General features: G+C 69.4%; 18 protein-coding genes. 3 read left to right on the top strand and 15 right to left on the bottom strand.

The window, feature by feature from the left end:
* The 8 genes from tmk to B5F79_RS02180 all read right to left on the bottom strand — a co-directional run bounded on the left by tmk (position 1) and on the right by B5F79_RS02180 (position 9620).
* Complete coding sequence (gene tmk / locus B5F79_RS02215) at positions 1-636, bottom strand: dTMP kinase (protein WP_087217270.1); 636 nt, start codon at positions 634-636, stop codon at positions 1-3.
* Between the two features lie 337 nt (positions 637-973).
* Entirely contained in the window at positions 974-2812 is a 1839-nt protein-coding gene (locus B5F79_RS02210; RefSeq protein ID WP_087217269.1) for a glycoside hydrolase family 2 protein, read from the bottom strand.
* A gap of 74 nt (positions 2813-2886) precedes the next feature.
* A complete protein-coding gene (locus tag B5F79_RS02205; protein WP_087217268.1) occupies positions 2887-5412 on the bottom strand; it encodes a DNA topoisomerase I in 2526 nt (841 codons plus the stop codon).
* A 12-nt stretch (positions 5413-5424) separates the two neighbouring features.
* A complete protein-coding gene (gene tatC / locus B5F79_RS02200) occupies positions 5425-6213 on the bottom strand; it encodes a twin-arginine translocase subunit TatC (protein WP_087217267.1) in 789 nt (262 codons plus the stop codon).
* Positions 6214-6216: 3 nt separating this feature from the next.
* The gene (locus B5F79_RS02195) at positions 6217-6918 is read right to left on the bottom strand and encodes a Sec-independent protein translocase subunit TatA/TatB (RefSeq protein ID WP_087217266.1); all 702 of its coding nucleotides are present in this window, start codon (positions 6916-6918) and stop codon (positions 6217-6219) included.
* A gap of 37 nt (positions 6919-6955) precedes the next feature.
* Positions 6956-7285, bottom strand: a complete 330-nt coding sequence (locus B5F79_RS02190; protein WP_087217265.1) for an STAS domain-containing protein — start codon at positions 7283-7285, stop codon at positions 6956-6958.
* 20 nt (positions 7286-7305) lie between these two features.
* Complete coding sequence (locus B5F79_RS10940) at positions 7306-8109, bottom strand: tetratricopeptide repeat protein (RefSeq protein ID WP_087217264.1); 804 nt, start codon at positions 8107-8109, stop codon at positions 7306-7308.
* 221 nt (positions 8110-8330) lie between these two features.
* Entirely contained in the window at positions 8331-9620 is a 1290-nt protein-coding gene (locus tag B5F79_RS02180; RefSeq protein ID WP_087217263.1) for an aminotransferase, read from the bottom strand.
* A gap of 122 nt (positions 9621-9742) precedes the next feature.
* Between B5F79_RS02180 and B5F79_RS02175 the strand changes: the two genes are divergently transcribed.
* Positions 9743-10003 (top strand): hypothetical protein, encoded by a 261-nt coding sequence (locus B5F79_RS02175; RefSeq protein WP_087217262.1) that lies wholly within the window; start codon positions 9743-9745, stop codon positions 10001-10003.
* A gap of 159 nt (positions 10004-10162) precedes the next feature.
* Here B5F79_RS02175 and B5F79_RS02170 read toward each other — a convergent pair whose 3' ends face one another.
* Together B5F79_RS02170 and B5F79_RS02165 are read right to left on the bottom strand one after the other, a co-directional pair.
* On the bottom strand, positions 10163-10960 hold the full coding sequence (locus B5F79_RS02170; RefSeq protein ID WP_087217261.1) for a YebC/PmpR family DNA-binding transcriptional regulator: 798 nt from the start codon (positions 10958-10960) through the stop codon (positions 10163-10165).
* Between the two features lie 317 nt (positions 10961-11277).
* On the bottom strand, positions 11278-11988 hold the full coding sequence (locus tag B5F79_RS02165; protein ID WP_087217260.1) for an ECF transporter S component: 711 nt from the start codon (positions 11986-11988) through the stop codon (positions 11278-11280).
* Positions 11989-12033: 45 nt separating this feature from the next.
* Between B5F79_RS02165 and B5F79_RS02160 the strand changes: the two genes are divergently transcribed.
* A complete protein-coding gene (locus B5F79_RS02160; RefSeq protein ID WP_087217259.1) occupies positions 12034-12474 on the top strand; it encodes a hypothetical protein in 441 nt (146 codons plus the stop codon).
* 82 nt (positions 12475-12556) lie between these two features.
* Here the strand turns inward: B5F79_RS02160 and B5F79_RS02155 are convergent, their stop codons facing one another.
* The 5 genes from B5F79_RS02155 to B5F79_RS02135 all read right to left on the bottom strand — a co-directional run bounded on the left by B5F79_RS02155 (position 12557) and on the right by B5F79_RS02135 (position 18362).
* A complete protein-coding gene (locus tag B5F79_RS02155) occupies positions 12557-14110 on the bottom strand; it encodes an ABC transporter ATP-binding protein (RefSeq protein ID WP_087217258.1) in 1554 nt (517 codons plus the stop codon).
* Positions 14097-14996 carry an energy-coupling factor transporter transmembrane component T gene (locus B5F79_RS02150; protein ID WP_087217257.1) on the bottom strand — a complete coding sequence of 300 codons (900 nt, stop codon included), beginning with the start codon at positions 14994-14996 and terminating at the stop codon, positions 14097-14099. The genes B5F79_RS02155 and B5F79_RS02150 overlap by 14 nt, the downstream gene beginning before the upstream one ends.
* Positions 14997-15019: 23 nt before the next feature.
* Positions 15020-15487, bottom strand: a complete 468-nt coding sequence (locus B5F79_RS02145) for a DUF4430 domain-containing protein (RefSeq protein WP_087217256.1) — start codon at positions 15485-15487, stop codon at positions 15020-15022.
* Between the two features lie 208 nt (positions 15488-15695).
* Positions 15696-16346 carry an SGNH/GDSL hydrolase family protein gene (locus B5F79_RS02140; protein ID WP_087217255.1) on the bottom strand — a complete coding sequence of 217 codons (651 nt, stop codon included), beginning with the start codon at positions 16344-16346 and terminating at the stop codon, positions 15696-15698.
* Positions 16347-16412: 66 nt separating this feature from the next.
* Positions 16413-18362, bottom strand: a complete 1950-nt coding sequence (locus tag B5F79_RS02135) for an FAD-dependent oxidoreductase (RefSeq protein WP_087217254.1) — start codon at positions 18360-18362, stop codon at positions 16413-16415.
* Positions 18363-18684: 322 nt separating this feature from the next.
* Between B5F79_RS02135 and B5F79_RS11095 the strand changes: the two genes are divergently transcribed.
* On the top strand, positions 18685-21894 hold the full coding sequence (locus B5F79_RS11095) for a hypothetical protein (RefSeq protein WP_206390976.1): 3210 nt from the start codon (positions 18685-18687) through the stop codon (positions 21892-21894).
* Positions 21895-22054 lie beyond the last annotated feature (160 nt).

Below are 22054 nucleotides of genomic sequence, written 5' to 3'. Positions count from 1 at the left end.
TCACCTCTCCGCCCCGGGGACCAGGTCCTCCAGGGAGCCCAGCAGCCGAGCCGTGACCTCGCCCTCCGCACCCGAGGCGTCCACGACGCGCACACGCGTGGGCTCCTCGTTGGCAAGGCGAAGGTACGCGGCGCGAACGCGCTCCTGAAACGCGAGGCCCTCCGCCTCCATGCGATCCGCCCCGCCCGACGTGGCGCGCGCGAAGGCGGTCGCCGGGTCGAGGTCGAGCACGAGGGTGCGGTCCGGGACGCGGCCGCAGCTTCCCAGGACGTTGGACTGACGGACGAGCGTCTCGTCCAGGCCTCGTCCGCCCGCCTGGTAGGCGTAGGTGGAGTCGTAGTAGCGGTCGCACAGCACCACGGCCCCGCGAGCGAGCGCGGGCTCGATCACCTGACGCGTGAGCTGGGCGCGGCTGGCCTCGTAGAGCAGCAGCTCGCACTCCGGGGACATCTCCTCGTTGGCGGGGTCCAGGAGCAGGGCGCGGACCTTCTCGGAGATGGCGGTGCCACCGGGCTCGCGCAGACGCACGACCTCGCGGCCGAGCGCAGCGAGCCTCGTCTCGAGCAGCGCCGCCTGCGTGGACTTTCCGCAGCCGTCCGCCCCCTCGAGCGTGATGAACACACCGCGCGCGCCCATGAGCCTCCCTCCGGGTCTACTACCAGACTCTTCATGGTAGCGCGCGGGGGCCCGCCGACGTCGCGTCTCGCAGGAAAACCATGCGGCTGCGCCCGTTTGCCCCCTCGGCGTGGGCGAACGGAGGCCGCGACCCCACATTCGAGCACGCTGCTCATTTGTTGGGTGTTTTGAGAGCGGCCTTCGAGATACCCAACAAACTGAGCGGTCAATCTACCTGCAGTTCATCAGATTTCTAATCTTTTCCTACTCTTGGGGGCGCCCGTGAAACACCCTACAAATGAGGCTGGGGACGAAATCGTGCCCTCAGTGGCGGACGCGAGACATGACGTCGTCCACCTTACTCCTCGGCGGCCAGCTTGTTGACCCGCCGATCATAGGTGAGGAGGCCGTTGGTCTCCTCCTCGACATCGCTGAGCTGCGTGTACACGTACCCGGCCAGCCCTCTCTCACGCAGCGCGAGCGCCCGGTCCAGAAGCCCGCGCGCCTCGCGCGCGAACTCCGGTCCGTCTCCCGCCGCCTCGTAGCCGTAGGACGTCTCGAGGCTCACGTGACCGGGAACCGACCAGCTCACGCCGCCGAACTCCGATATCACGAACGCACGGGGCTCGCGGGCGGGATCCCGCCAGACCGCGAGCGGGCGGAAGTAGTTGTGGACGCTTTGGACGTCCCCGCAGAGTCGGTCGTACCACCCGCTCGACGCGGTGACGAGCCGCGTGGGGTCGAGCGCGCGCACGTCCTCGCAGGCCCCTCGGGCGTCGAACTGGCCCCAACCCTCGTTGAAGAGCGTCCAGCCAACCACGCAGGGGTGGCCCCGGAGCAGCCGGATCGTCCCCTCGCAGGCCTCGCGCCACTCGCGGCGGTAGCGCGGGTCGTCCGCGGAGAGCCGGCGCGCGGAGCTCGGGCCCTCGTCGGACACCAGGCCCCAGCTCGCGCGCAGGAGCGTGGGCAGGTAGCTCGTGTGCCAGGGGTCGTAGGCGCCGCCGCCCGAGACCATGTCCTGCCACACGAGGATGCCCAGGCGGTCGCAGAGCGCGTAGAAGCGGCGCGACTCGACCTTCAGGTGCATGCGCAGCAGGTTGAAGGCCATCTCGCGCGCGGCGAGGATGTCGCGGACGAAGGCCGCCTCGGAGGGGGCGGTCATGAGGCCGTCCGGCCAGTACCCCTGGTCGAGCACCCCGCGCAGAAAGAGGGCCTTGCCGTTGAGGTGGACGCGCCGGACGCCGGCGCCGTCGGGCCGAACCTCCACGCTGCGAAAGCCGCAGTAGCTGCGCACGAGGTCGGTGCCAAAGGCGAGCTCGATGTCGTAGAGGTGCGGGTCGATCGGGCGCCAGAGGTGAGGCTCGGCAACGTCGAGCCTCAGGCGAAGCTCGCGGCCCCCGGCGGTGCGCACGGAGGCGCGCGCCACCTCCCGGCCCCCGTCGAGCAGCCTCGCGATGAGCGTGCCCCCGCCCGTGACGCGGGCCCCGAGCACGAGCTCCCCCTCGCCCCCGCGGATGCGCGCGTCCACCTCGAGCGACGTCACGCGGACCGCGGGCACGACCTCGTACCACACGTCCTGCCAGATGCCGCTCTGGGCCGTGTACCAGATGCCGCCGCGCTCCAGGCGCTGCTTGCCGCGCAGCTGGGTGCCCGCGTCGCTGGGGTCGAAGACGCAGAGCGCGAGGTGGTTTGCCCCCGGACGCAGCGCGTCGGTGACGTCAGCCGAGAAGGGCAGGTAGCCGCCCACGTGCTCGCATACGGGGACGCCGTTCACGTAGACCGCGCTCGCCCAGTCCACGGCCTCGAAGTGCAGCACGAGGCGCTCGCTCGCGGAGAGCTCGGGGGCCTCGAAGGTCCTGCGATACCAGAGCAGCTCGCTCGGCTGGAGCTGCCGGCCCACGCCGGAGAGCGGCGCCTCGGGCGAGAAGGGCACGCGTATGGGCAGCCAGCCGTCCGCCGGGGGCGTTGCCAGGCGCCAAGTGTCACCGGCGTCCTCAGCGTGCACGAACGCGCACTCCCACCAGCCGTCGAGCGAGGTCCAGGCGTCGCGCTCGAGCTGGGGGCGCGGGTGCGAGGCGGGAGGGAGGTCCCCCTGACCCGCCGCGATCTTCTCGCCCCACGGGGTCCAGAGCGTCGCGAGCTCAACGTGCTCCGGCTTTCTGGGCTTGCTCGCAAGAACGCGCTTGAGGTCCAGCATCGGACGGCTCCCAACATGGATACGGGGGACAGTTCCTTATGCCATGATACGGCGAACCGCCCAGATGCCGGGGACTAGGACTTCTTGCGGGTAGAAGCCCTCTTTGACGTGGGCTTCTTCGAGCCGCCGGCGCGTCCGCGCCCTCGCGAGGACCGCGCGGCCTCCTTCTTCTCGCGCCCGGGGCAGCTCATGTTGGGACAGAGCTTCCAGGGGCCGCGGGCGGTGGTCACCACCACGAGCGGCGCGCCGCAGTCCGGGCACGTCTCGCCGGTGGCCTCCAGGGCGCCGCGGGCGGGCAGCGGGTAGCTCGTGCCGCAGTCGTCGTAGTTGGTGCAGCGGATGAAGCGCTTGCCGCTCTTCTCGGACTTGTGCGCCACCAGGCGCCCCTCGCGTCCGGCCTCCGCGCACGCGGGGCAGGCACCCACGTCCACGTCCGGCTCGCGGTTGGTTGGGCAGGCCGGGTTGATGCAGGTCTCGTACGCGCGGCTGCGGAACGGCTGCACCTTCACGCGGGGCGCGCCGCACTCCGGGCACACCGCGCCCTCGCCCTCGAGCGCGGAGATCTTGCCCTGGGGCAGCGGGTAGGTGACGTCGCACTCCGGCCAGCCCATGCAGCCGGCGAAGCTGCCGCGGGTCTTGGCGGAGGTCTTCACCACGAGGTCCTTGCCGCACTTGGGGCACGTGCCAATCTTGGCGTCCGCGGTGACGGCGTCCGCGATCTGCTCGGAGAGGTCGTCCGTGTGCTCCACGAGCGCGTCCATGAGGCCGGCGAGAAGGGCGCGGGAGTGGTTCACGACCTGCTCCTGCGTCTCGGCGCCGTCCGCCACGCGCGTCATGTCGTCCTCGAGCTCGGCCGTCATGTCGGCCGAGGTGATGCGCGGGGCGTACGTATGCAGCGCGTCGATGATGGCCATGCCCAGCTGGCTCGGCTCGATCGGGTCGTTCTTGAAGTACTTGCGCTCGTAGAGCGTGTCGATGATGCTCGCGCGCGTGGACTTGGTGCCGAGGCCCCGCTTCTCCATCTCCTGGATGAGCTTGCCCTGGCTGTAGCGCGCGGGCGGCTCGGTCTGCTTGGCCAGGAGCTCCATGTCCCAGACCCCAACGACGTCGCCCTCGGCAAGCGCCGGGAGCTGGTCGTCCTTCTTGAGGCCGTAGGGGTAGATCGCTCGGAAGCCCGGGTTCGCGAGCACGCTGCCAGAGACGGTGAAGGGCTCGCCCTCCACGTCGATCGTGACCTTGGTGCCCTCGATCGTGGCGGGCCCCATGAGCGTGGCCAGGAAGCGCCGTGCGATGAGGTTGTAGAGCTTCCACGCCGCCGGCTGCAGCGAGTCCGGGTTGGCCGCCGCAGTGGGGTAGATGGGCGGGTGGTCCGTGGTCTCCTGCTTGCCGCGGGTGGCCGTGAGCTTGCCCTGCGAGAGGAGCGCCTGGCAGGTGCCGGCGTACTGCGGGACCTTGGCGAGGGTGCGCACGCAGTCGCGCAGGTCGAGCGAGCTGGGATAGACGGTGTTGTCCACGCGCGGGTACGAGATGAGGCCGTCCATGTAGAGGCTCTCGGCAAGGCGCATGGTGCGCGCGGGAGAGATGCCCTCCGCGGCGGCGGCCGCCTGGAGCGAGGTGGTGTTGAACGGCGCGGGCGGGCGCTGCGTGCGGCTCTTGCGCTCCACCGCCGTGACGCGGCCCTCCGTTGCGTCCTTCACGTGAGAGAGCGCGGCGTCCGCGGCGTCCTTCTCCCAGAAGCGCGCCGTGGCGTGCGTCATGCGGAAGTCCTCGCCGTCCTTCTCGCCCTGGCCCTGGATGACCCAGTAGTCCTCGGGCCTGAAGGCAAGGCGCTCGCGCTCGCGCTCGACCACCAGGGCGAGCGTGGGCGTCTGCACGCGGCCGGCGGAGCGCACGTTGCCCAGGCCGCTCCAGCGCGCGGCGGTGAGGTAGCGCGTGAGGACGGCGCCCCAGATGAGGTCGATGTACTGGCGGGACTCGCCGGCGTCGGCGAGGTCCTGGTCCAGCTCCACGAGGTTGGCGAAGGCGTGGTCGATCTCTGCCTTGGTGAAGGCGGAGTAGCGGGCGCGCGCCACGGGGACGTCCGGCGCGACCTCGCGGATCTGGCGCAGGGCGTCCGAGCCTATGAGCTCGCCCTCGCGGTCGAAGTCCGTGCCTATGACCACGGAGTCTGCCTTCTTGGCGAGGTTCTTGAGCGCGCGGATGATCTCCTTCTCGGCGGGGAGCTTCTCGATGGGGGCCCACACCAGGTACGGCAGGCTCGCGATCTTCCAGCCCTTGAGGTCGATGCCGTTGGAGAGGTAGGGCTTGCGTCGGGACTTGTAGGGCGGGCGCTCGAGCCCGTCGGGCACGTCCGCGGGGAGGAGCTCCCCGTCCGCCGTGAGGCCCTGCCAGCCGCTCTCCGGGTCAAAGGTCAGCTGCACGGGGAAGTCCACCTTGAGGATGTGGCCGCGCAGGCCGATGGTCACGCAGTCCTCCCCTCCCATGCGGAAGCGGTAGACCGGCGTGTTGTAGACCTTGTCCGCCTGGGGCTTGCCGGACTCGGAGAGGAGCCGCGCGATCTGCTGCGCGGCGTCGTTCTTCTCGGTGACGATGAGCCTCACGCCATCACCTGCCTAGAGCTTGTCGAATTCGCGCTGCTCGTAGTCCTCGCGGCCCCACTTGAGCGCCTCCTTGCCGTCGCGCGCGATGATGACGTAGCGCGAGATGGCCAGGGCGACCTCGTAGAGGGCGATGAGGACGGCGAACATGAGAACCATCGTAACGGGCGAGGCGTCGGGCGTGACCACGGCGGAGAGCACCATGAAGGCCACGTAGACGATGCGCCACTGCTGACGGAAGGTGCGGTACGGCACCAGGTGGAGGATCGAGAGGTAGAAGATCACGAGCGGCAGCTGGAACGCGAGGCCAAAGCCGATCTCCAGCAGCATGTAGATGTCGAGGTAGTCCTCGGCGCTCGGCATGATGGTGCCGATCTCGAAGGACTGGTCGAGCAGCCAGCCAAAGGCGGCGGACTGCACCACGAAGAAGCAGAAGAGCATGCCCAGGAAGAAGAGGAACACCATCGCCGCCACCGTGGGGACGACCCACTTGCGCTCGTTGGGCTTGAGCGCCGGCAGGAAGAACGCGAGGACCTCCCAGATGATGATCGGGCTGCATATGATCACCGAGAAGAACAGGGCGACCTTGAATCGTATGGTGAAGCCGCCGAGCACCGTGGTGACCACGAGCGTGGCGCCGCGCATGGCGGCCTCGATCTGGCCGATCATGAGCTCGATGAGCGCGGGCGTGGCGAAGTAGACGATGAGGGCGCAGACGATCACGGAGACCACGATGATGGTGACGCGGCGGCGCAGCTCGCCGAGGTGATCCATGATGGGCATGCGTGCGGGTCCGATCGGCATGGGTTACGCCTCCTTCTCGTCGGTCGCGGGGGCACCGTCGGAAGCTCCGATGCTTCCCTCGGCCGCTCGGCGCTCGTCGCTTTGCTCCTCGCTCACTTCGTGACTCGCGTCGAGGGAAGCATCGGAGCTTCCGGCGGCGCTCGCCGGGCGGGAGGGGCGCTTCATCGAGTAGAGGTCGGCCGCGGAGGGCTTGCCGGCGGGCTTGGAGGCCTTTGCGCCGGCGGGCTGCGGCTTCGCTGCGGCGCCCTTGGCGATGGCGGCATCCGCATCGGTGTCCGCGTCGAGGTCGGCGTCGGAGTCGGCGGCGTCGAGGCTCTTCTCGGCGTCCCCCGCGGCGGCCGCGGCCTGCTTGGCCTCGGCCTCGCGGGCGGCCTTCTCGGCGGCGAGGCGCTTCTTGCGCTCGGCGAAGGTCTCGGTCCTCTTGGGCCTGGGGGCATCCTCGCCCTCGGGGAGGTCGAGGTCGGCGTCCTCCTCGAGCTCAGCCGCGCGGTTGCGGTTGGGCTTCTTGGGGTTGTCGCTGATCACCTCGGCGGCGGGGTCCACGATGTTGGTCTGCACGACCTCGGTGAAGCCCTCCTGAGCGTTCCTGAACTGGCGGAGCGCCCGGCCGAGCGTCCTGCCCATGCCGGGGAGCTTGTCGGGCCCAAAGATCATGAACGCGAACAGCACGATGAGTACGAGCTCGCCCTCTCCGATTCCTAGCACCTGCGAATCCCTTCTCCTGGTTCTCTGGCGGCCCGAACTAGGCCTCGCGGATGTTGAGGTCGGCGCCGACCCCAAGGAGCCCGAGCACGCGGGCGACGTTTCTCTGCGGGCGGGCGACCTCGAAGCGCGCGCCCTTCTCGGCGGCGCGGTGGGCGACGCCCACGAGGACCCCGATGCCCGTCGAGTCGATGTAGGGGACCTCGGAGATGTCGGCGACGAGGCTCGTGGCCCCGCCCTCGAGGCAGCCGTCGAGCGCGGCGCGCAGCTCGTCCGCGTTGGATACGTCCACCTCGCCGCTCACGAGGACGACGCTCCTGGCGTCGCCGTCCGCTGCGGCGTCGTTGCTGACGGTGATGGAAAGGCTCATTGGTCCTCCTCTGGACTGAGCTAGTTGTTCTCGGTGGTCGAGTCGTCGGAGCCGGCGTCGGTCTGGGCGGCGTCGTCGGTCTCCCCCGCGTCGTCGGCGGAGTCCTCCTCGGCGCTCTCCGCCGCCTCGTCCAGCGCGGAGATGCGCTGCTGGGCGTAGCTGTAGGCGCCGTACTCGTCGCTCGGGTCGAGCTCGGCCGCCTTCTCGTAGGCAGCGCGCGCCTCGTCGGTGAGGCCCTGGGTCTCGTAGAGCATGCCCAGGTTGGCCCAGGCCGGCGCGTAGTCGGGCGAGTTCGTGGTGACCTCGGTGAGCTCCGTGGCCGCGGCCTCGGCATCTCCCTTGTAGTACTGGCAGAGCGCGCGGTCGACGCGGGCCGCAGGCGAGTCCTCGAGCTCGAGGTACTGGTCGTAGTAGCCGATGGCCTTGTCAAAGAGCTCGTTGGCGTGCGAGGTCTCCTCGTCGGTGGTGGCGAGCGAGCTCACGTTGGCGCCCCACGAGAAGCAGTAGCGGCCGAGGCTCAGCAGAGACGCCTTGTCCTCGGGGTTCTCCGCCACCTTGGACTCGAGGTCCTGGACGATGCCCTCGTAGTTGCCATCGACGGTCTCGACGGTGGTCTCCTGCGACTCCTCCGAGGCGTCCTCGGCGGTCTGGGTCTGCATCACGGACGCCAGGGCGCCCGCGAGCGTGGAGAGGGCGAAGATCACGATGAACGCCACGATGACGATCTTCTGGAAGCGCGAGAGCTCGCCGGGCTTGCGCTTCTTGGCGGCCTCGTCGCCCTTCTTGCTGGACTGCTTCCTGTCCTTCTTCGCGTTGCTCGCCATGCCGAAGACACCTTTCAGGTAGTGCGTTACGTACGTGCGTTTGACCGCAAACCATAAGAATATGCCACGTCGCGCCGCCCCGTCACGAGGCGACACATGCGCGCCGATAATAACAGAACTTTGCCAAAGCCGGATGACGGGCGCGTGACGTGACAGGGGGACAGGGCGTGGCAAAGCACCCTGTCCCCCTGTCACGTCACGCGCCCTGCCCCCTTGTCAGGCTAGGCGCGCTCGGCCTTTGCGAGACGCGCGGCAACGAGCTTCACCGCTACCACGAAGACGTCGAGCGCCTGGCCGAGCTCCTCGAGACTCGGGTACGTGGGGGCGATGCGGATGTTGGTGTCGCGCGGGTCCTTGCCGTACGGCCAGGGGGCGCCGGCGCCGGTGAGCTTGACGCCGAGCTCCGCCGTGAGGGCCACGATGGCCTTGGCCGAGCCCTCCGGCCCCTCGAAGCTCACGAAGTAGCCGCCGTTGGGATCGGTCCAGGTGGCCACGTCGAGCCCGCCCAGCCCCTCGGAGAGCTTCTGCTGCACCAGAGCGAAGCGCGGGGCAACAATCTCCGCGTGCTTCTCCATGTGGGCGCGCACGCCGGCGGCGTCCTTCAGGAAGCGCACGTGCGCGAGCTGGGAGATCTTCTCCGGAGAGACGCGCATGGCCGAGAAGGACCGGCGAAGCTCCGCCATGTCCGCGGGGGACGCCGTGACCCAGGCCATGCCGGAGCTGGGGAAGGTCACCTTGGCCGTGGACGCGAACTCGTAGACGAGGTTCTTCTCGCCCCCCTGCTCTGCCAGCGCGTCGAAGATGTTCATGAGGGGGTCACCCTCGCCTCGGAAGGTGTGCACGGCGTAGGCGTTGTCCCAGAAGATGCGGAAGTCGGGGGCCGCGGGCCTGAGGGCCGCAAAGGCGCGCACCACGTCGTCGGAGTAGGTCACGCCGGTGGGGTTGGCGTAGCGCGGCACGCACCAGATGCCCTTGACCGTGGCGTCCTTCTCGACGTACTCGCGGACCACGTCCATGTCCGGGCCGTCCTCACGCATGGGCACGGGCACGTTCTGGATGCCAAAGCTCTCCGTCACGGTGAAGTGGCGGTCGTAGCCGGGCGCGGGGCAGAGAAACTTGACGGTCCCCTGCTGGCACCAGGGCTTCTCCCCGCCGATGCCGTGAACGTAACCGTTCTCCACGCAGTCGTACATGAGGTTGAGGCTGGAGGACCCCATAACGGAGACGTTGGCCGGGTCCACGCCGAGGAGCTCGGCCGCGAGGGCGCGAGCCGAGGGCAGGCCTTCGGGCGCGCCGTAGTTGTCCGCGTCCGCGCCGTTGTCCGTAAGGTCGCTCTGGGAGGTCAGGAGGTCGAGCATGGGCCTGGAGAGCGCGGTCTGCTCGGGGCTCGGCTTTCCGCGGGCCATGTCGAGCTTGAGGTCAAGGGCGCGCAGCTCGTCTGCCTGGCGCTCGAGGTCTGCGAGGGCGGCGTCGAGCTCGGCGTCGGTCATCTTCTGAAACGCGGAAGTCATGGGTCCTCCTCTGGGTCTCCCACCTCACGGCAGCGTTCTTTGGTCCCGCCTAGTATAGATGCAAACCGCACGGCGGCTGCTACCATGTTCCAGACGAAAAGAAGCGCTTACAGGGAGGGACCGTGTTCGAGTTTCGCTCAGATGACTACGGTGAGCTGCAGCGCCTGGTGGACGCCCTCTTTGCGCCGGGGGTCTCGAGCCGCGCCACCGTGAGCAAGATCGACGTTCTCGTGCGCGCCGAGGCGTACGACCTCTGCGACGACCTCGCCGAGGTGGTGGACCTGCTCCCCTCCGGGAGCTTCACCCGCGCGCGCCTCTGCGACCAGCTCAACTCCATCCTCGTGGGCCACGGCTGGGCCGGGGTCTACGGCACCGTGGAGTAGGGACAGGCAGCGCCGCGGCCCCATTTTCCGGTCGGCGACCTTTCGGCTCCTACGACACGGCCCGCCCGCCCTTCTCGGCCGGCGATTTCCGAGCGAAGCTCGGCTGAGCCGGCGAGAAGGGCGGGCGGGCCCTTCAGGTGCGTATGAGACGAGCGCTGCCTACTCCTCGTCGAGAGCGGCCACGATCTCGTCGGTCATGTCCATGGTGTGGTAGACGTTCTGGACGTCCTCCAGCTCGTCGAGACGGTCGACGAGGCGCTGGACCTTCTTGGCGTCGGCCACGGAGACCTGCGTCGGGGTGGTGGGGACCATGGTGAGCTCGGAGCCCTTGACCTCGATGCCCTGCTCCTCAAGGGACTTCTGGACGTCCTGCATCTTGTCGTAGGCGGTCCAGACGATCCACTCGTCGCCGGCGTCCTCGTAGTCCTCGCCGCCGGCCTCGGCCACGGCCATCATGAACTCGTCCTCGTCGACGGCGTTCTCCTTGTCGGCGATCTTCTTGTCCTCGGACTTGATGATCTTCTCGACGGCGATGGAACCCTTGCGCTCGAACTGGAACGCGACGGAGCCGGAGGTGCCGAGCGAGCCGCCGGAGTGGGAGAAGGCGGAGCGCACGTCGGCGGCGGTGCGGTTCTTGTTGTCGGTCAGGCAGTCAACGTAGACGGCCACGCCGGCGGGACCGTAGCCCTCGTAGGTGATCTCAGCGTAGTTGGCGGCGTCGGCGCCGGAGCCAAAGGCCTTGTCAATGGCGGCCTTGATCTTGGCGTTGGGCATGGAGACCATGCGGGCGCGGGCAACGGCGGCCGCGAGGGTGGCGTTGTTGTCCGGGTTGGGGTCGCCGCCGAGCTTGGCCGCAACGGTGATGTTGCGGGAGAGCTTGGAGAAGAGCGACGAGCGCTTGGCGTCGATGGCGGCCTTCTTGTGCTTGGTGGTTGCCCACTTAGAGTGTCCGGACATGTACATCTCCTTCTTGCCCCGCTCGCGGCGCTCTGCGTGCCGCTCGGGAGCCCTCGACTCACGGCATGAAACATGCCTACGATAGCCAAGTGCCGCCACGTTGTAAAGGGCGGGCGAGAAGAACGCGGGGCCGGCGCCGGGGCAGGGGCCACGAACTCCCGAATTTCTGTACACTGTGCACCCCATCGTCCGGACGAGAAGAACGAGCGACTCGTCTACCAGCTCAAACGCGACGCTCCCATGTTGGGTCGCCGCGCAGTGTGCAGAAAAGTCAGAGTTCGTCCGAGCGCTCGGGGAAAGGTCGCGCCACGCGGCCCTCACAGGTCGTACTTGGCCACCACGCGACGGATGGCGCGGCCCCACGGCAGCCAGATCGCAGCCAGGAACGCGACCGTCGCCAAGCCGTGCGTCACGTCGAGCGGCAGGCTCGCCGCGCAGGCCGCGAGCACCGCCGGCCAGGTGAGGGGCTGCACGTAGCCGAGCACGTGGTAGCCGTTGAGGATGAGGCCGTAGACGATCCCGGAGAAAAGGCCCCAGCCGTAGAGGACGGGGGCGCGGGAGAGCAGGTTCTTCTCCCCCAGCACGCCGGCGACGTAGCCAACGAGGCCCCACGCGTACATCTGCCAGGGCGTCCAGGGCCCCTGCCCGAAGAAGAGGTTGGAGAGCAGCGCCGCGAGCGCGCCCACCACAAAGCCGCTCCTCCGTCCGAGCGCGGCGCCCGCCACGATGGCAATGGCCGAGACCGGCTTGACGTCGGGCAGCGGCGCAAAGAGCACGCGGCCGGCCGCCGCCAGTGCGGCGAGGACGGCGGTGGGCATGAGCTGGCGCAGCGCCGGTCGAGAGCGCTCGAAGCCCGCAAGGAGGAGGGCTACGGCAAGCAGCGCCACCACGAGCGAGACGCCCGCCGTGGCGCGCACCCCCGCCAGCGCGAGGCATACCATCGCCGCTGGAACCGCCGCAAGCGCGAGCGGCTCGGCGGCCGCCAAAACGCGGGCGAGCGGCCGGCGTGTTTGCTTCTCTCCAATCATGGGTACCAGTTTGCCATACCGCCGGCGAAGCGCGAGGAGGACACCATGCTGTACATCGGCAACTTCAGCTACAACGACGACTCGGACAGCAAGGACAACTACTGCCTCATGCCCTGCATCGTCGAGGCGGAGGACGCGGACGAGGCGATGCAGAAGTTCGCCGACCACTTCCAGCAGATTCGCAAGAACTCCGACCTCCTGGACGGAGCGCACGAGATCTTCCTCGACTCCCTCTGCGAGCTCGAGGGCGTTCCCGAGGAGCCGGTCATCTGCCAGTGGCAGAAGATCGTGCCCGCGATGGACGGCCTCTGCAGCATCACGAGCGCGCTTCCCGTCGTGGACGAGGACAGCGACTTTGCCAACGCCTACTCCTGGGGCGACGAGGAGGAGGACGAGCACGACCACGCCGAGGACATCGACTTCGAGGAGCTCGACGACCTCGATGACGACGACCTCGTGTCCCAGGAGCCGTTCCTGCTGTTCTAACGGAGAGCGGTGACCCAAAGGGGGACAGGACCAAATTGGGACACGCGGACTGTGTCCCAATTTGGTCCTGTCCCCCTTTGGGTCACCAGAGCCACGAGCTGGCGAAGTACTCGTCGGTAGGTTCGGTGACGGCCATGCCGCCGTCGAACATGAGCGAGACGCTGTCCGCCGCCGCGCGGACGAACCCCATGTCATGCGTGGCAACAAGGATCGTCGTCCCCTCGCTGCGCGCGGAGACCAGGCGCCGGGCCATCCGCTCGCGCGCCGCGCGGTCGAGCCCCTTGGTGGGCTCGTCCAAGAGGAGCAGCCGCGGACGCACGAGCAGCAGCTTCTCAAGCGCGAGCAGCTGCTGCTGGCCTCCCGAGAGGTCGTACGGGTGACGCCCCGCGGCGTCGGCGAGGCCCATCCGCCCCAGGGCAAGGTCAGCCTCCGCGCGCCCGTAGCCCCCCGCTCGCGACCAATCCATGAGCTCGTCGGCCACGGTCTCCCGAGAGAGCAGCGCCCTAGGCGTCTGCGGCAGAAGCGCCTGGCTCTCGCGAAGCGCATTCGTCACGCGGCCCCGCGCCGGCCACAGCGCGCCCGCGAGCACGGAGAGCAGCGTCGACTTGCCGCAGCCGTTGGACCCCACGATCGCCCGGACCTCGCCCTCCCCCACCGAGAGGTCAAGCTGGCGCAGCACCCAGCTGCCATCCCTGCCGTAGCGGTACCAGACGTCATCCGCGACCAGCACGTTCTTCTCGGCTTTGGGGTGTGCGAGCGATGCGTCGGGCGCCGGCACGCGGGCAGGGCCCGCGTCCTCAGTCATTGACCGCGCTTTTTCGACCACTTTTCTGAGAAAAACGGGGCTTTGTTGGTCGTTTGAGCGCGATGAACGCACGGAAGGCGGACGTCGCGCAACATCGCGTGCCCGACCTCGATCCGGCACGCGCAAGGGGGCCTCCGCCTCGACGGCCAGCTCGGCCAGCGGGACCTCGCGCACCGCACCGCCCTCGAGCGCAAGCGCGCACGTCGCGTAGTCGAGCATCGTCTCCGGCGCGTGCGTGGCCACCACCACGGTGACGCCGAGCTCGCGGTTGGCACGAAAGAGCAGGCTGAGGAAGCGCTTCTCGGCAAGCGGGTCGAGCATGCTCGTGGGCTCGTCCAGCAGGAGGATCCGCGGGCGCATCACGAGCGCCGAGGCAAGCGCGAGCACCTGCCGCTGGCCGCCGGAGAGATCCGCCGTGCGCATGCGGAACCACGGCTCAATGCCCAGGAAGTTGCAGCACTCCGCCACGCGGCGACGCATCTCCCGCTCCGGGACGCCGAGGTTCTCGAGCCCAAAGGCCATCTCGTGCCAGACCGTGTCGCATACCACCTGGGCGTCGGGGTCCTGGAAGACGTATCCCACCGCTCGCGCTGAGGCAAGCGGGTCGAGCGAGCGGACGGACTCCCCAAGGGCGCGGACGACCCCGTCGAGCGTTCCAGCGGGGGCAATCTCGGGCTTCGCAAGGCGCAGGAGCGTGGACTTGCCCGACCCCGTGGCGCCCACGAGCAGGACGAACGCCCCCTCGGGAACCTCGAGGGACGCGTCGAGAAGAACGGGCGAGGACGCCCCGGCGTACGTAAAGGACACGCGGTCGAACTCAAGCGCGCTCATGGCCGCCCCCGTCCGGTTGACAGTTTGACCCGGGGAATCTGTCAACCGCCGACGCAAGACTGGGCAGCGCCACGAGGACGCCCCACGGGAGGTAGGCCAACCAGGGGCCCGAGCCGGACATCGTGGGGTAGAACCGCCAGCTCGCACAGGTCAGCCACGCGCACGCGGCACAGAGGGCGAGCAGCGCCACGACCCCCGCCAGCGCTGCGGCGTCCCGGCCGCGAAAGCGCTCGGGCCGGTAGGAGGTGCGAGGCATGCCGGACTCCCAGCCGCGGGCCCTCATGGCGTCCGCGCGCTCGACGGAGTCCTCGAGCGACCAGGCAAGCAGCATCGTTGAGGTGCGGACGAGCTGGTCGCGCAGGCCCCCGCGCTCCCCCGCCGCCGTGCACGCCCCGAGCGTCGTGCGAACGGTCCGCGCCCGTCCGAGCATCTGCGGCACGAGCTGCGACGCCATGGAGACGACCACCGGGAGCGACCTCGCGCGCCTGGGCGAGAGGGCGAGCAGGCGGTCCTGCGTGAGGACGGTCGCGGCGCCCTCGAACCACAGGACCACGGCCACCATGAGCGCGCCCATCGTCGCGCCGTACGCGAGGCTCTCCGCATAGACGCTGCGAGGACCCACCTTGAGGAGCAGCGTGGAGCCCGAGGCCGAGAAGAACGGGTTGAGCACGCACACGAGCGCGAGCAGCGGGAGCTGCCAGGCGAGCCCCCGCACCGTCGCGCGCGCACCGCGCACGAGTAGCGAGAACGAGAGCGCGCCCACGAGCGAGAGCGTCACATGGACGGGCTGGACCGCCAGCATCGAGAGCAGGGTCGTCCCCGCGAGGAGCGTCGCGGGGACGACCGCATGGAGCGCGTCGAACGCTGTGGGGCGCCCGGAGGCCACGTTCTTCTCGCCTCTTCCCCGGGCTACTCGGTGAACTCGGTCACGTAGGTCCAGGTGATGGCGTCGCCGTCAGCGACCTCGAGCTGGGAGCAGCCGACCTCGGCCATCTTTCCGTTGACCTCGAACATCCAGCCGCTCATGTCGCCGAAGTCGCCACCGGCGAGGCCGTTGATGCCAGCCACGTACATGCCGTAGTCGGAGTCGCTCGCGTTGACGTCGGCGCCGGTCGCGACCAGCGCGTCGTAGACCGTGGAGCCCTCCGGGACGTCGACGTCCACGGTGGAGGACTCGCCCTCGCCCGCCGTGGCGTCGATGGTCACGCTCACGGCAACCGTGGCCTGCTGCTCCTGGCCGGCATCGGCAGACGCGCCCTCGCCGGTCGCTGCCGGCGTGCCGCCGCAGGCCGCGACGGTCAGCGCCAGCGCGAACGCCGCGACGCCCGCGGCGAGCCTCGTGAGCAGGTTCTTCTCGATAGGGTTGCGCTTGGTCATGGTGCCTCGCTCTCTCCCGGAATCCGGGCGTCGGGAGGGCAAGGCAGGGCGGACGACCGCGCGGTCGCCGTCCCAAGACACAGCCGTGTGCTGATCCGGAGTCAAACCGGAGCCGTTTTCAACATGACGTAGCAGCTGCTCGAACCGTGCCCTCTATTCAAATGGAGACCCCAGTGTAGCAGTCTGTGAATTGGGGACAGTCCCCAATTCACAGAAGCGCGGGACGCATGAGGTTGGCCAGGCGGCGGAAGCCCTCCTCGTTCAGGTGCAGGCCGTCGGCATAGAGCTCGGCGCGCGCGCGACCGCTCTCGTCGAGAAACGCATCGAAGACGTCCAGGAAGCTCACGCGGTCGTCGCGAATGAGCTCGCGCTCCTGGGGCAAGATCATGCGCAACAGGTCGTTGCTGCGCGCGCACGGCTTGACGCGGTAGCCGTCGAGCTCCTCCACGCACGGCAGGGGGCTCCACAGCAGCACGCGCGCCCTAGGTAGGTTGCCCAGGATGAGGTCCACGAGGTCGCGCACATTGCAGGCCACGTCACGAGGACTCGCCATGACGGTGTTGCCAAGGTCGTTGGTGCCAACCATGAGCACGACCAGGCGCGGGCGACGCTTGATGACGGCCTCGTCCGCGAGCCAGAGCAGCTCCTCGGAGACCGCGCCCGCCACGCCGCAGTTCTGGACGCCCGGCAACTCCGGGAAGAGCCGCCCCACGGGAAAGAGCTGCGTGAGCGAGTCGCCGTAGAAGACCACGCCGCCCGGCTCCGCCGACTCGGTGGCGCGCACGATGTCGAGCATGCGCTCCAGCTGCGGACGTCGAAGCTGAAAGAAGTGCGGGTTGTAGGCCATGCTCTCGCGCACGTCCTTCTCCCTCCGAAGGGTGCGGTCTGTTAATTGGGGACTGTCCCCAATTCACAGACCCGGTGGTTACAGCTCGCGCGCGAGGGCGTAGGCGGCGGCCATCGCGTCCTTGATGTTGCCGGGCTTCTCGGCGTCGCCGATCACGTGGACGCTCGCGCCGGCGGCCGCAAGCTCCTCGGCGAGCGAGCCGTCCGGGCGGTACCCGAGCGCCAAGATCATGGTGTCGGCGCCGGCAAGCCCGACGCGCTCGCCGTTCTTCTCGCACACGATCGTGTCCTCGGTGACGTCGGTGACCGTGGTGTCCGTGAGCACGCGCACGCCCTTGCCGAGCATGCGGGTGATGAGCGCGGCGCGACCCGCGGCACCCTCGGTCGGGGCGAGCGTGGAGCTCATCTCCACGAGCGTGATGTCGCGGTTGCCCTTAGCGAGGTCGTTCACCAGCGGCGCAAGGTAGTCGGCCACCTCGCAGCCCACCGAGCCGCCGCCCACGACCACGATCTTCTTGCCGGGGAAGGCGCGACCGGCGAGGATGTCGTCGGCCGTCACCGCCTGCTTGAAGCCGGCCGCCCACGCGGGGACGATCGGCTCGGCGCCCGTGGCCAGAACCACGTCATAGCCCGGGAAGTCTCGCGTCACGTCCGCGGCGGTCAGGCGCACGCCCAGGCGCACGTCCACCCCCGCGGCGGCGAGGCGACGCGCCTGGAACTTGATCACACGCGTGAGGTCCTGCTTGGCTATGGGCACCGCGGCGACGCGCATGGTGCCGCCCGGCTCGTCGTCCGCGTCCACGAGGACCACGTGATGCCCGCGGCGCGCCGCCACGAAGGCGGCCTCCATGCCGGCCGGACCCGCGCCGACGACCAGCACGTCGCGCTTCTCGGCAGCCGGCTCCACCGCGCCGTCGTCGTGCTCCACGTCCGGGTTCACCGTGCAGGCGATGGGCTTGCCGAACATGATGCCCGTGAGGCAGCGAAGGCACCCGATGCACGGGCGGATGTCGTCCGTGGCGCCCGCCGCGGCCTTGTTGCAGAACTCGGCGTCGCAGAGGTTGGCGCGACCCATCATGCAGGCGTCCGCCACGCCCTCCTCCAGCAGCTCCTCGGCGATCCAGGCCTCGTTGATGCGGCCGACCGTTGCCACCGGGATGCTCACGCAGCGCTTAATCTGACGCGCCACGTCCGCGTGGCTGCCCTGGCGCGTGCCAGCCGCGGGAATGGCGCTTCCGCGCTTGATCGTGGTGCCACCGGAGACGTGCAGCAGGTCCACGCCCGCGCGCTCGAGCTCGCGCGCCACGTGGCACATGTCCGTGATGGTGAGGCCGCCGTCGGAGTACTCAGCGCCGGAGATGCGCACGTCGATGATGAAGTCCTCGCCGCAGCGCTCGCGCACCTCGCGGACCACCTCAAGCGTGAGGCGCAGGCGGGCGTCGATGTCCCCGCCGTACTCGTCCGTGCGCTTGTTGTAGAGGGGGCTCAGGAAGCCGCCCAAAAGGCCGTGCGCATGCGCCGCGTGAATCTCGACGCCGTCCGTGCCGGCGCGCTTCATGCGCTCGGCGGCGTCGCCGAACTGCCGGACGAGCACGGCCAGCTCCTCGCGCGTGACCGGGCGCGGCGCCTCGCGCGCATAGTAGGGCCCCACGTTGGACGGGGCGATGAGCTGCGGCGTGCCGGGAATCGGGAACGCCATGTACGCCGGGTGGAAGAGCTGCGGCAGGATCTTGGCACCGTGCTCGTGGACCGCGGAGGCAAGACGCGTCCACCCCTCCACATAGGAGTCGTCTGCCACGCACATGTCTCCGGGCAGGTAGACGTAGGTGGGCTCCACGGTAACGACCTCGGTGACGATGAGGCCCACGCCGCCCCTGGCGCGCGACGCGTAGTGGTCGATGAGCGCGTCCGTCACGTAGCCGTGGTCGGCCAGGTTGGTGGAGACGGGCGGCATGAAGACGCGGTTGCGCACCTCCTGGGTACCGACCTTAAGGGGCGAGAACAGCAGCGGGTACTTCTCGGACATCATGTCGTCTCCTCTCCTTGGTTGTTGCGTCAACTATACGCCGACGAGCGCGCGCTCCCCGTGCCCCCGACAGGCGGGCGGTTCTTACACCCCGGAGAGTGTAAGAACGGAGGCCTGAGACGCAGATTCCGGACTTTTGATTGCGTTATTTCACCCTCCAGGGTGTAACAACGGAAGGGGCGCCGGCAGGCAGGCGGGCGAGAAGGACGCGCGTTCAGCCGCCAGCCAGCGATGCGCGGTTATCGTGCGCGCCGCATGGAGGAGAGATGTGCGGGTACATCAGTGGCATTTGTCCCCATGCCCCCGTCCCGGAATCGAGGCCATCATGCGCCGCCAGCCGTCACGCCCGTCCGTCCTTCTCGCCGTCTTTCTTGCCGTGCTGCTCGCCCTCTCCCCGCTCGCGGCGAGCGCGGGGGAGGTCGGGAAGCTGGTGGACCCGGACACCTCGGGCAGTTGGGAGGAGCTCTTTGGGTCGGAATCCGGCAGCTACTCGACCGCTCAGGCCGGGCGCATCTGGGCGGACAAGTCCGTCTACGCCACCGCCGACGAGGCGCGCGCGGCCGGACTCCCCGTGAAGCTCGACGTGCCCGACCACGGGTTCTTCGTGGGCCTCTCCGCCCTCTCATCCGCCGCGTCCGTGCGCCAGGAGGGCGGGCCCGCCCACGACGTGGTCTTTGTGGTGAGCACCAACCGCCTGCTCACGGACATGACCTACGGGGGCAGACCCCAGGGGGCCTACCTCGCCGACGCCCTCAACTCCGCCATCGCGCGCCTCATGGCGGAGAACGACGGCGACGGCGCGACCACGCGCGTGGGCGTCATAGGCTACGACTCCCAGGTGGTCACCATGATGCCGCTCGCCGCGTACGAGCCGGACGCCGAGGGGCGCTTCGTCAGCTTCACCGGGAGCTCGCTCGAGGTCGTCGCCACCGCCGCGGACGGCTCGAGCACGGCCGCCGCGGCGCTTGGCAGTGGCTCCTACCTGCAGCGGGCCGTAAGCGTGGCCGGGGACGAGCTCGAGGCGGCCGCAGGCGACGCCGGCTCCGAGGGACGCCTGCCCGTGCTCTGCGTGATGGGCCGCTCGATCCCGTCCATGGCAAACGTGGCCTTCTCTGACCCGCCCGCCTACACGGGGTCCGCAGACGGCTTCTTGGGCCCCCTGCCCGGGAGCCGCGAGAACGGCTACGGCACGGACGCGATGCTGGCCACCATGCTCACCATGCGCGACGTCGTCTCTCGCGTGGACGCCGCCTGGGGAGCGGACCGCGAGCTCACGTTCTTCTCAACCGGTCTGGACACGAGCGACGCCGCGGCCTACCTACTGGAGACCGCGCACGAGCAGGCACACCATCCGCTCGTGACCTCGGGGGTCAACCTGAGCGACAACCTGGCCGCGGCCGCGCGGGCCTTCGAGGACGCCTCGGCGCGGGGCGAGAAGGACGTGACGCTTGCGCTCTACGGCTCCGGCAGCTACGGGATCGTACCCGAGGACGTGACCTTCCCCACCGCCGCCGGGCTGCTCGACGCCGGCGACCCCGCGCAGCTCAGCGTCGTGGACGACTACCTCTCCGCCCACAGCGCCTCCGCGCTCTCGTGGGCCTTTGGAACCGTGGTGGACCGCTCCCTGGGCATCGTCTACACCGCGCCCGCCTCGGGCGGGCCGGGGGACGAGCGGCCGGGCGGCAGCCGCGTCACGGTGTCCGACCCGGTGGGCGCAGGCATGGAGGTGTCGCGCGTGAGCGGCATCGTCTATGGGAATCGGCTGCTGGACGGGGCCCTCGCGGCACAGGCCGTGAAGATAAGCCTGGAAGACCCGGGGGACATCGAGGCCACGCACGAGTTCGACTATCTGGTCGAGGCCATGAACTCACGCTACGACCTGGGCTATGCCGCCTACGACCTCTTCTACGACGCCCTCCGGGACGGGCAATTCTCCTACACGGACGACGCGACGTTCTCAAACCACGCGAGCTGGTACGTGAACCCCGAGCACGAGATGGTGCCGATCGACGGACGCCCGTACGCCTTTGCCACGCAGGCAGAGGTCGATGCCGCGGCGGACGGCGACTGGCGGGAGCGTGCGCCAGAGGACGTACGAGCCAAAATCGAGGCGGCGCAGGCAGCGGGCGCCACCGCGGCGTGCGAGACGTACTTCTACATCGGCAACCTGCCCAACCAGTACACGGGCGGCGACGTCACGCTCTACGACTTTGTGGTGATGGTCGAGACGGACCTCTCCTCCGGGCGGCAGACGCTCCTGCTCTCCGTCCCCGTGGAGGCGGTGCCCGCGCGGCGGGTGGACGTCTCTGTGGCGGCCGACGGCTCGGCCACGATGGCGCTCGACGGCGGGGAGGACGTGAGCCCGCTCAGGTTTGCCTACGAGGTCTCCCCCACCCCGGACGTCGAGGCGCTGCTCGAGCGCATGGACGCGGGCGAGCTGGTGAGCGACGAGGAGCTCTCCGCGGCAACGGGCGCCCCGGTGAGTGCCGGTGCGGACGGGAGGAGGCTCCTCTATGCGAGCGCGTTCTCGGGCTCCGGGGACGGCGCCGCGGCGGGGGCCGTGGCGAGTGCCTGGGCGGCGCAGACCAACTCCTACTACGCCTTCTCGCGAGACACCCCGCTCTACGTGCGCGGCGCGAGCGGCTACGAGCCTCTGACGAGCCTGCCCGAGCCCGGCGGCACGTACTACTTCCAGCGGATCGTCTACTCGGCGAGCCTCCCCTCCGCGGACGCGACGGCGCCGGCGAGCGTGGAGCAGAGCTGGGAGCCCTACGTCGTGGCGCTCGATGCAGACCAGATAGGCGCGCGCTTCGTTGTGCGCGACGGCCAGTGCGTGGCGCTCGCGGGGACGCCTCGCTACGTGCGGCCCGTTGAGCTGGGAACGCTCGAGAAGGACCCCAACGCCACGGGCAGCGCGCCCTACGTGGAGCGCCTGGGCGTGACGGACGTGGAGGGCGGTGGCGTGCGGCTCGCCTCGCGCCTGGGCAACAACGGCGTGCTCGTGCTGCCGGCGGGAACCGAGGAGCCGCCCGTGGTGGACCCGAGTCCGGACCCCGACCCCACGCCAGATCCCGACCCGAATCCGGAGCCCACGCCGGATCCCGACCCCACGCCGGATCCCGACCCCACGCCGGATCCCGATCCGAATCCGGATCCCGAGCCCACGCCCGATCCCGAGCCCGACCCCGATCCGAATCCGGATCCCGAGCCCCCGCCGGATCCCGAGCCCGCCCCTGACCCAGAACCGGAACCGGAGCCCACACCCAATCCCGACCCAGCACCGGACCAAACGCCTGATCCCGAGCCCAGCCCCGGTCAGGACCAGGCACCGGGCGACGAGCCCGCCGACGAATCTGGTGGCTCAGGCGTCACAGACAACAAACCCACCGGCAGCGCACAGGACGCAGCGACGGAAAGCCCCGCGCTCCCCAATGCCGGGGACGACTCCCTCGTCACCGGCGTCCTTCTCGCCATGACGGGCGTGGGCATCGCCCTCGTGGCATACGCGGTCTTCGTCTCGAGGCGCCGACCGTAGCCTCCGGCGTTCTGTACCAAGGCCGACCATACAACACCGCCCTCTCCATCGCGATTCTTGCCCCAAGCGCCGGGTGTTGTATGGTCGGCCGATTTATGAATTCGCTTGGGAGTCGGTCCGCGACCCGGAATGGAGCGATATCGGCCCATGGAATACTGAA

Source organism: Olsenella sp. An285 (assembly GCF_002159625.1).
Classification (GTDB): Bacteria; Actinomycetota; Coriobacteriia; order Coriobacteriales; family Atopobiaceae; genus Thermophilibacter; species Thermophilibacter avicola.
Note: the sequence above shows the minus strand (reverse complement) of the source record. Positions and strands in the feature narration are given on the sequence as shown.

Bases quoted from the DNA above. Each gene is read 5' to 3' on its own strand.
- tmk (WP_087217270.1), bottom strand. From the start codon at position 636: ATGGGCGCGCGCGGTGTGTTCATCACGCTCGAGGGGGCGGACGGCTGC.
- B5F79_RS02210 (WP_087217269.1), bottom strand. From the start codon at position 2,812: ATGCTGGACCTCAAGCGCGTTCTTGCGAGCAAGCCCAGAAAGCCGGAG.
- tatC (WP_087217267.1), bottom strand. From the start codon at position 6,213: ATGCCGATCGGACCCGCACGCATGCCCATCATGGATCACCTCGGCGAG.
- B5F79_RS02190 (WP_087217265.1), bottom strand. From the start codon at position 7,285: ATGAGCCTTTCCATCACCGTCAGCAACGACGCCGCAGCGGACGGCGAC.
- B5F79_RS10940 (WP_087217264.1), bottom strand. From the start codon at position 8,109: ATGGCGAGCAACGCGAAGAAGGACAGGAAGCAGTCCAGCAAGAAGGGC.
- B5F79_RS02180 (WP_087217263.1), bottom strand. From the start codon at position 9,620: ATGACTTCCGCGTTTCAGAAGATGACCGACGCCGAGCTCGACGCCGCC.
- B5F79_RS02170 (WP_087217261.1), bottom strand. From the start codon at position 10,960: ATGTCCGGACACTCTAAGTGGGCAACCACCAAGCACAAGAAGGCCGCC.
- B5F79_RS02165 (WP_087217260.1), bottom strand. From the start codon at position 11,988: ATGATTGGAGAGAAGCAAACACGCCGGCCGCTCGCCCGCGTTTTGGCG.
- B5F79_RS02160 (WP_087217259.1), top strand. From the start codon at position 12,034: ATGCTGTACATCGGCAACTTCAGCTACAACGACGACTCGGACAGCAAG.
- B5F79_RS02155 (WP_087217258.1), bottom strand. From the start codon at position 14,110: ATGAGCGCGCTTGAGTTCGACCGCGTGTCCTTTACGTACGCCGGGGCG.
- B5F79_RS02145 (WP_087217256.1), bottom strand. From the start codon at position 15,487: ATGACCAAGCGCAACCCTATCGAGAAGAACCTGCTCACGAGGCTCGCC.
- B5F79_RS02135 (WP_087217254.1), bottom strand. From the start codon at position 18,362: ATGATGTCCGAGAAGTACCCGCTGCTGTTCTCGCCCCTTAAGGTCGGT.
- B5F79_RS11095 (WP_206390976.1), top strand. From the start codon at position 18,685: ATGCGCCGCCAGCCGTCACGCCCGTCCGTCCTTCTCGCCGTCTTTCTT.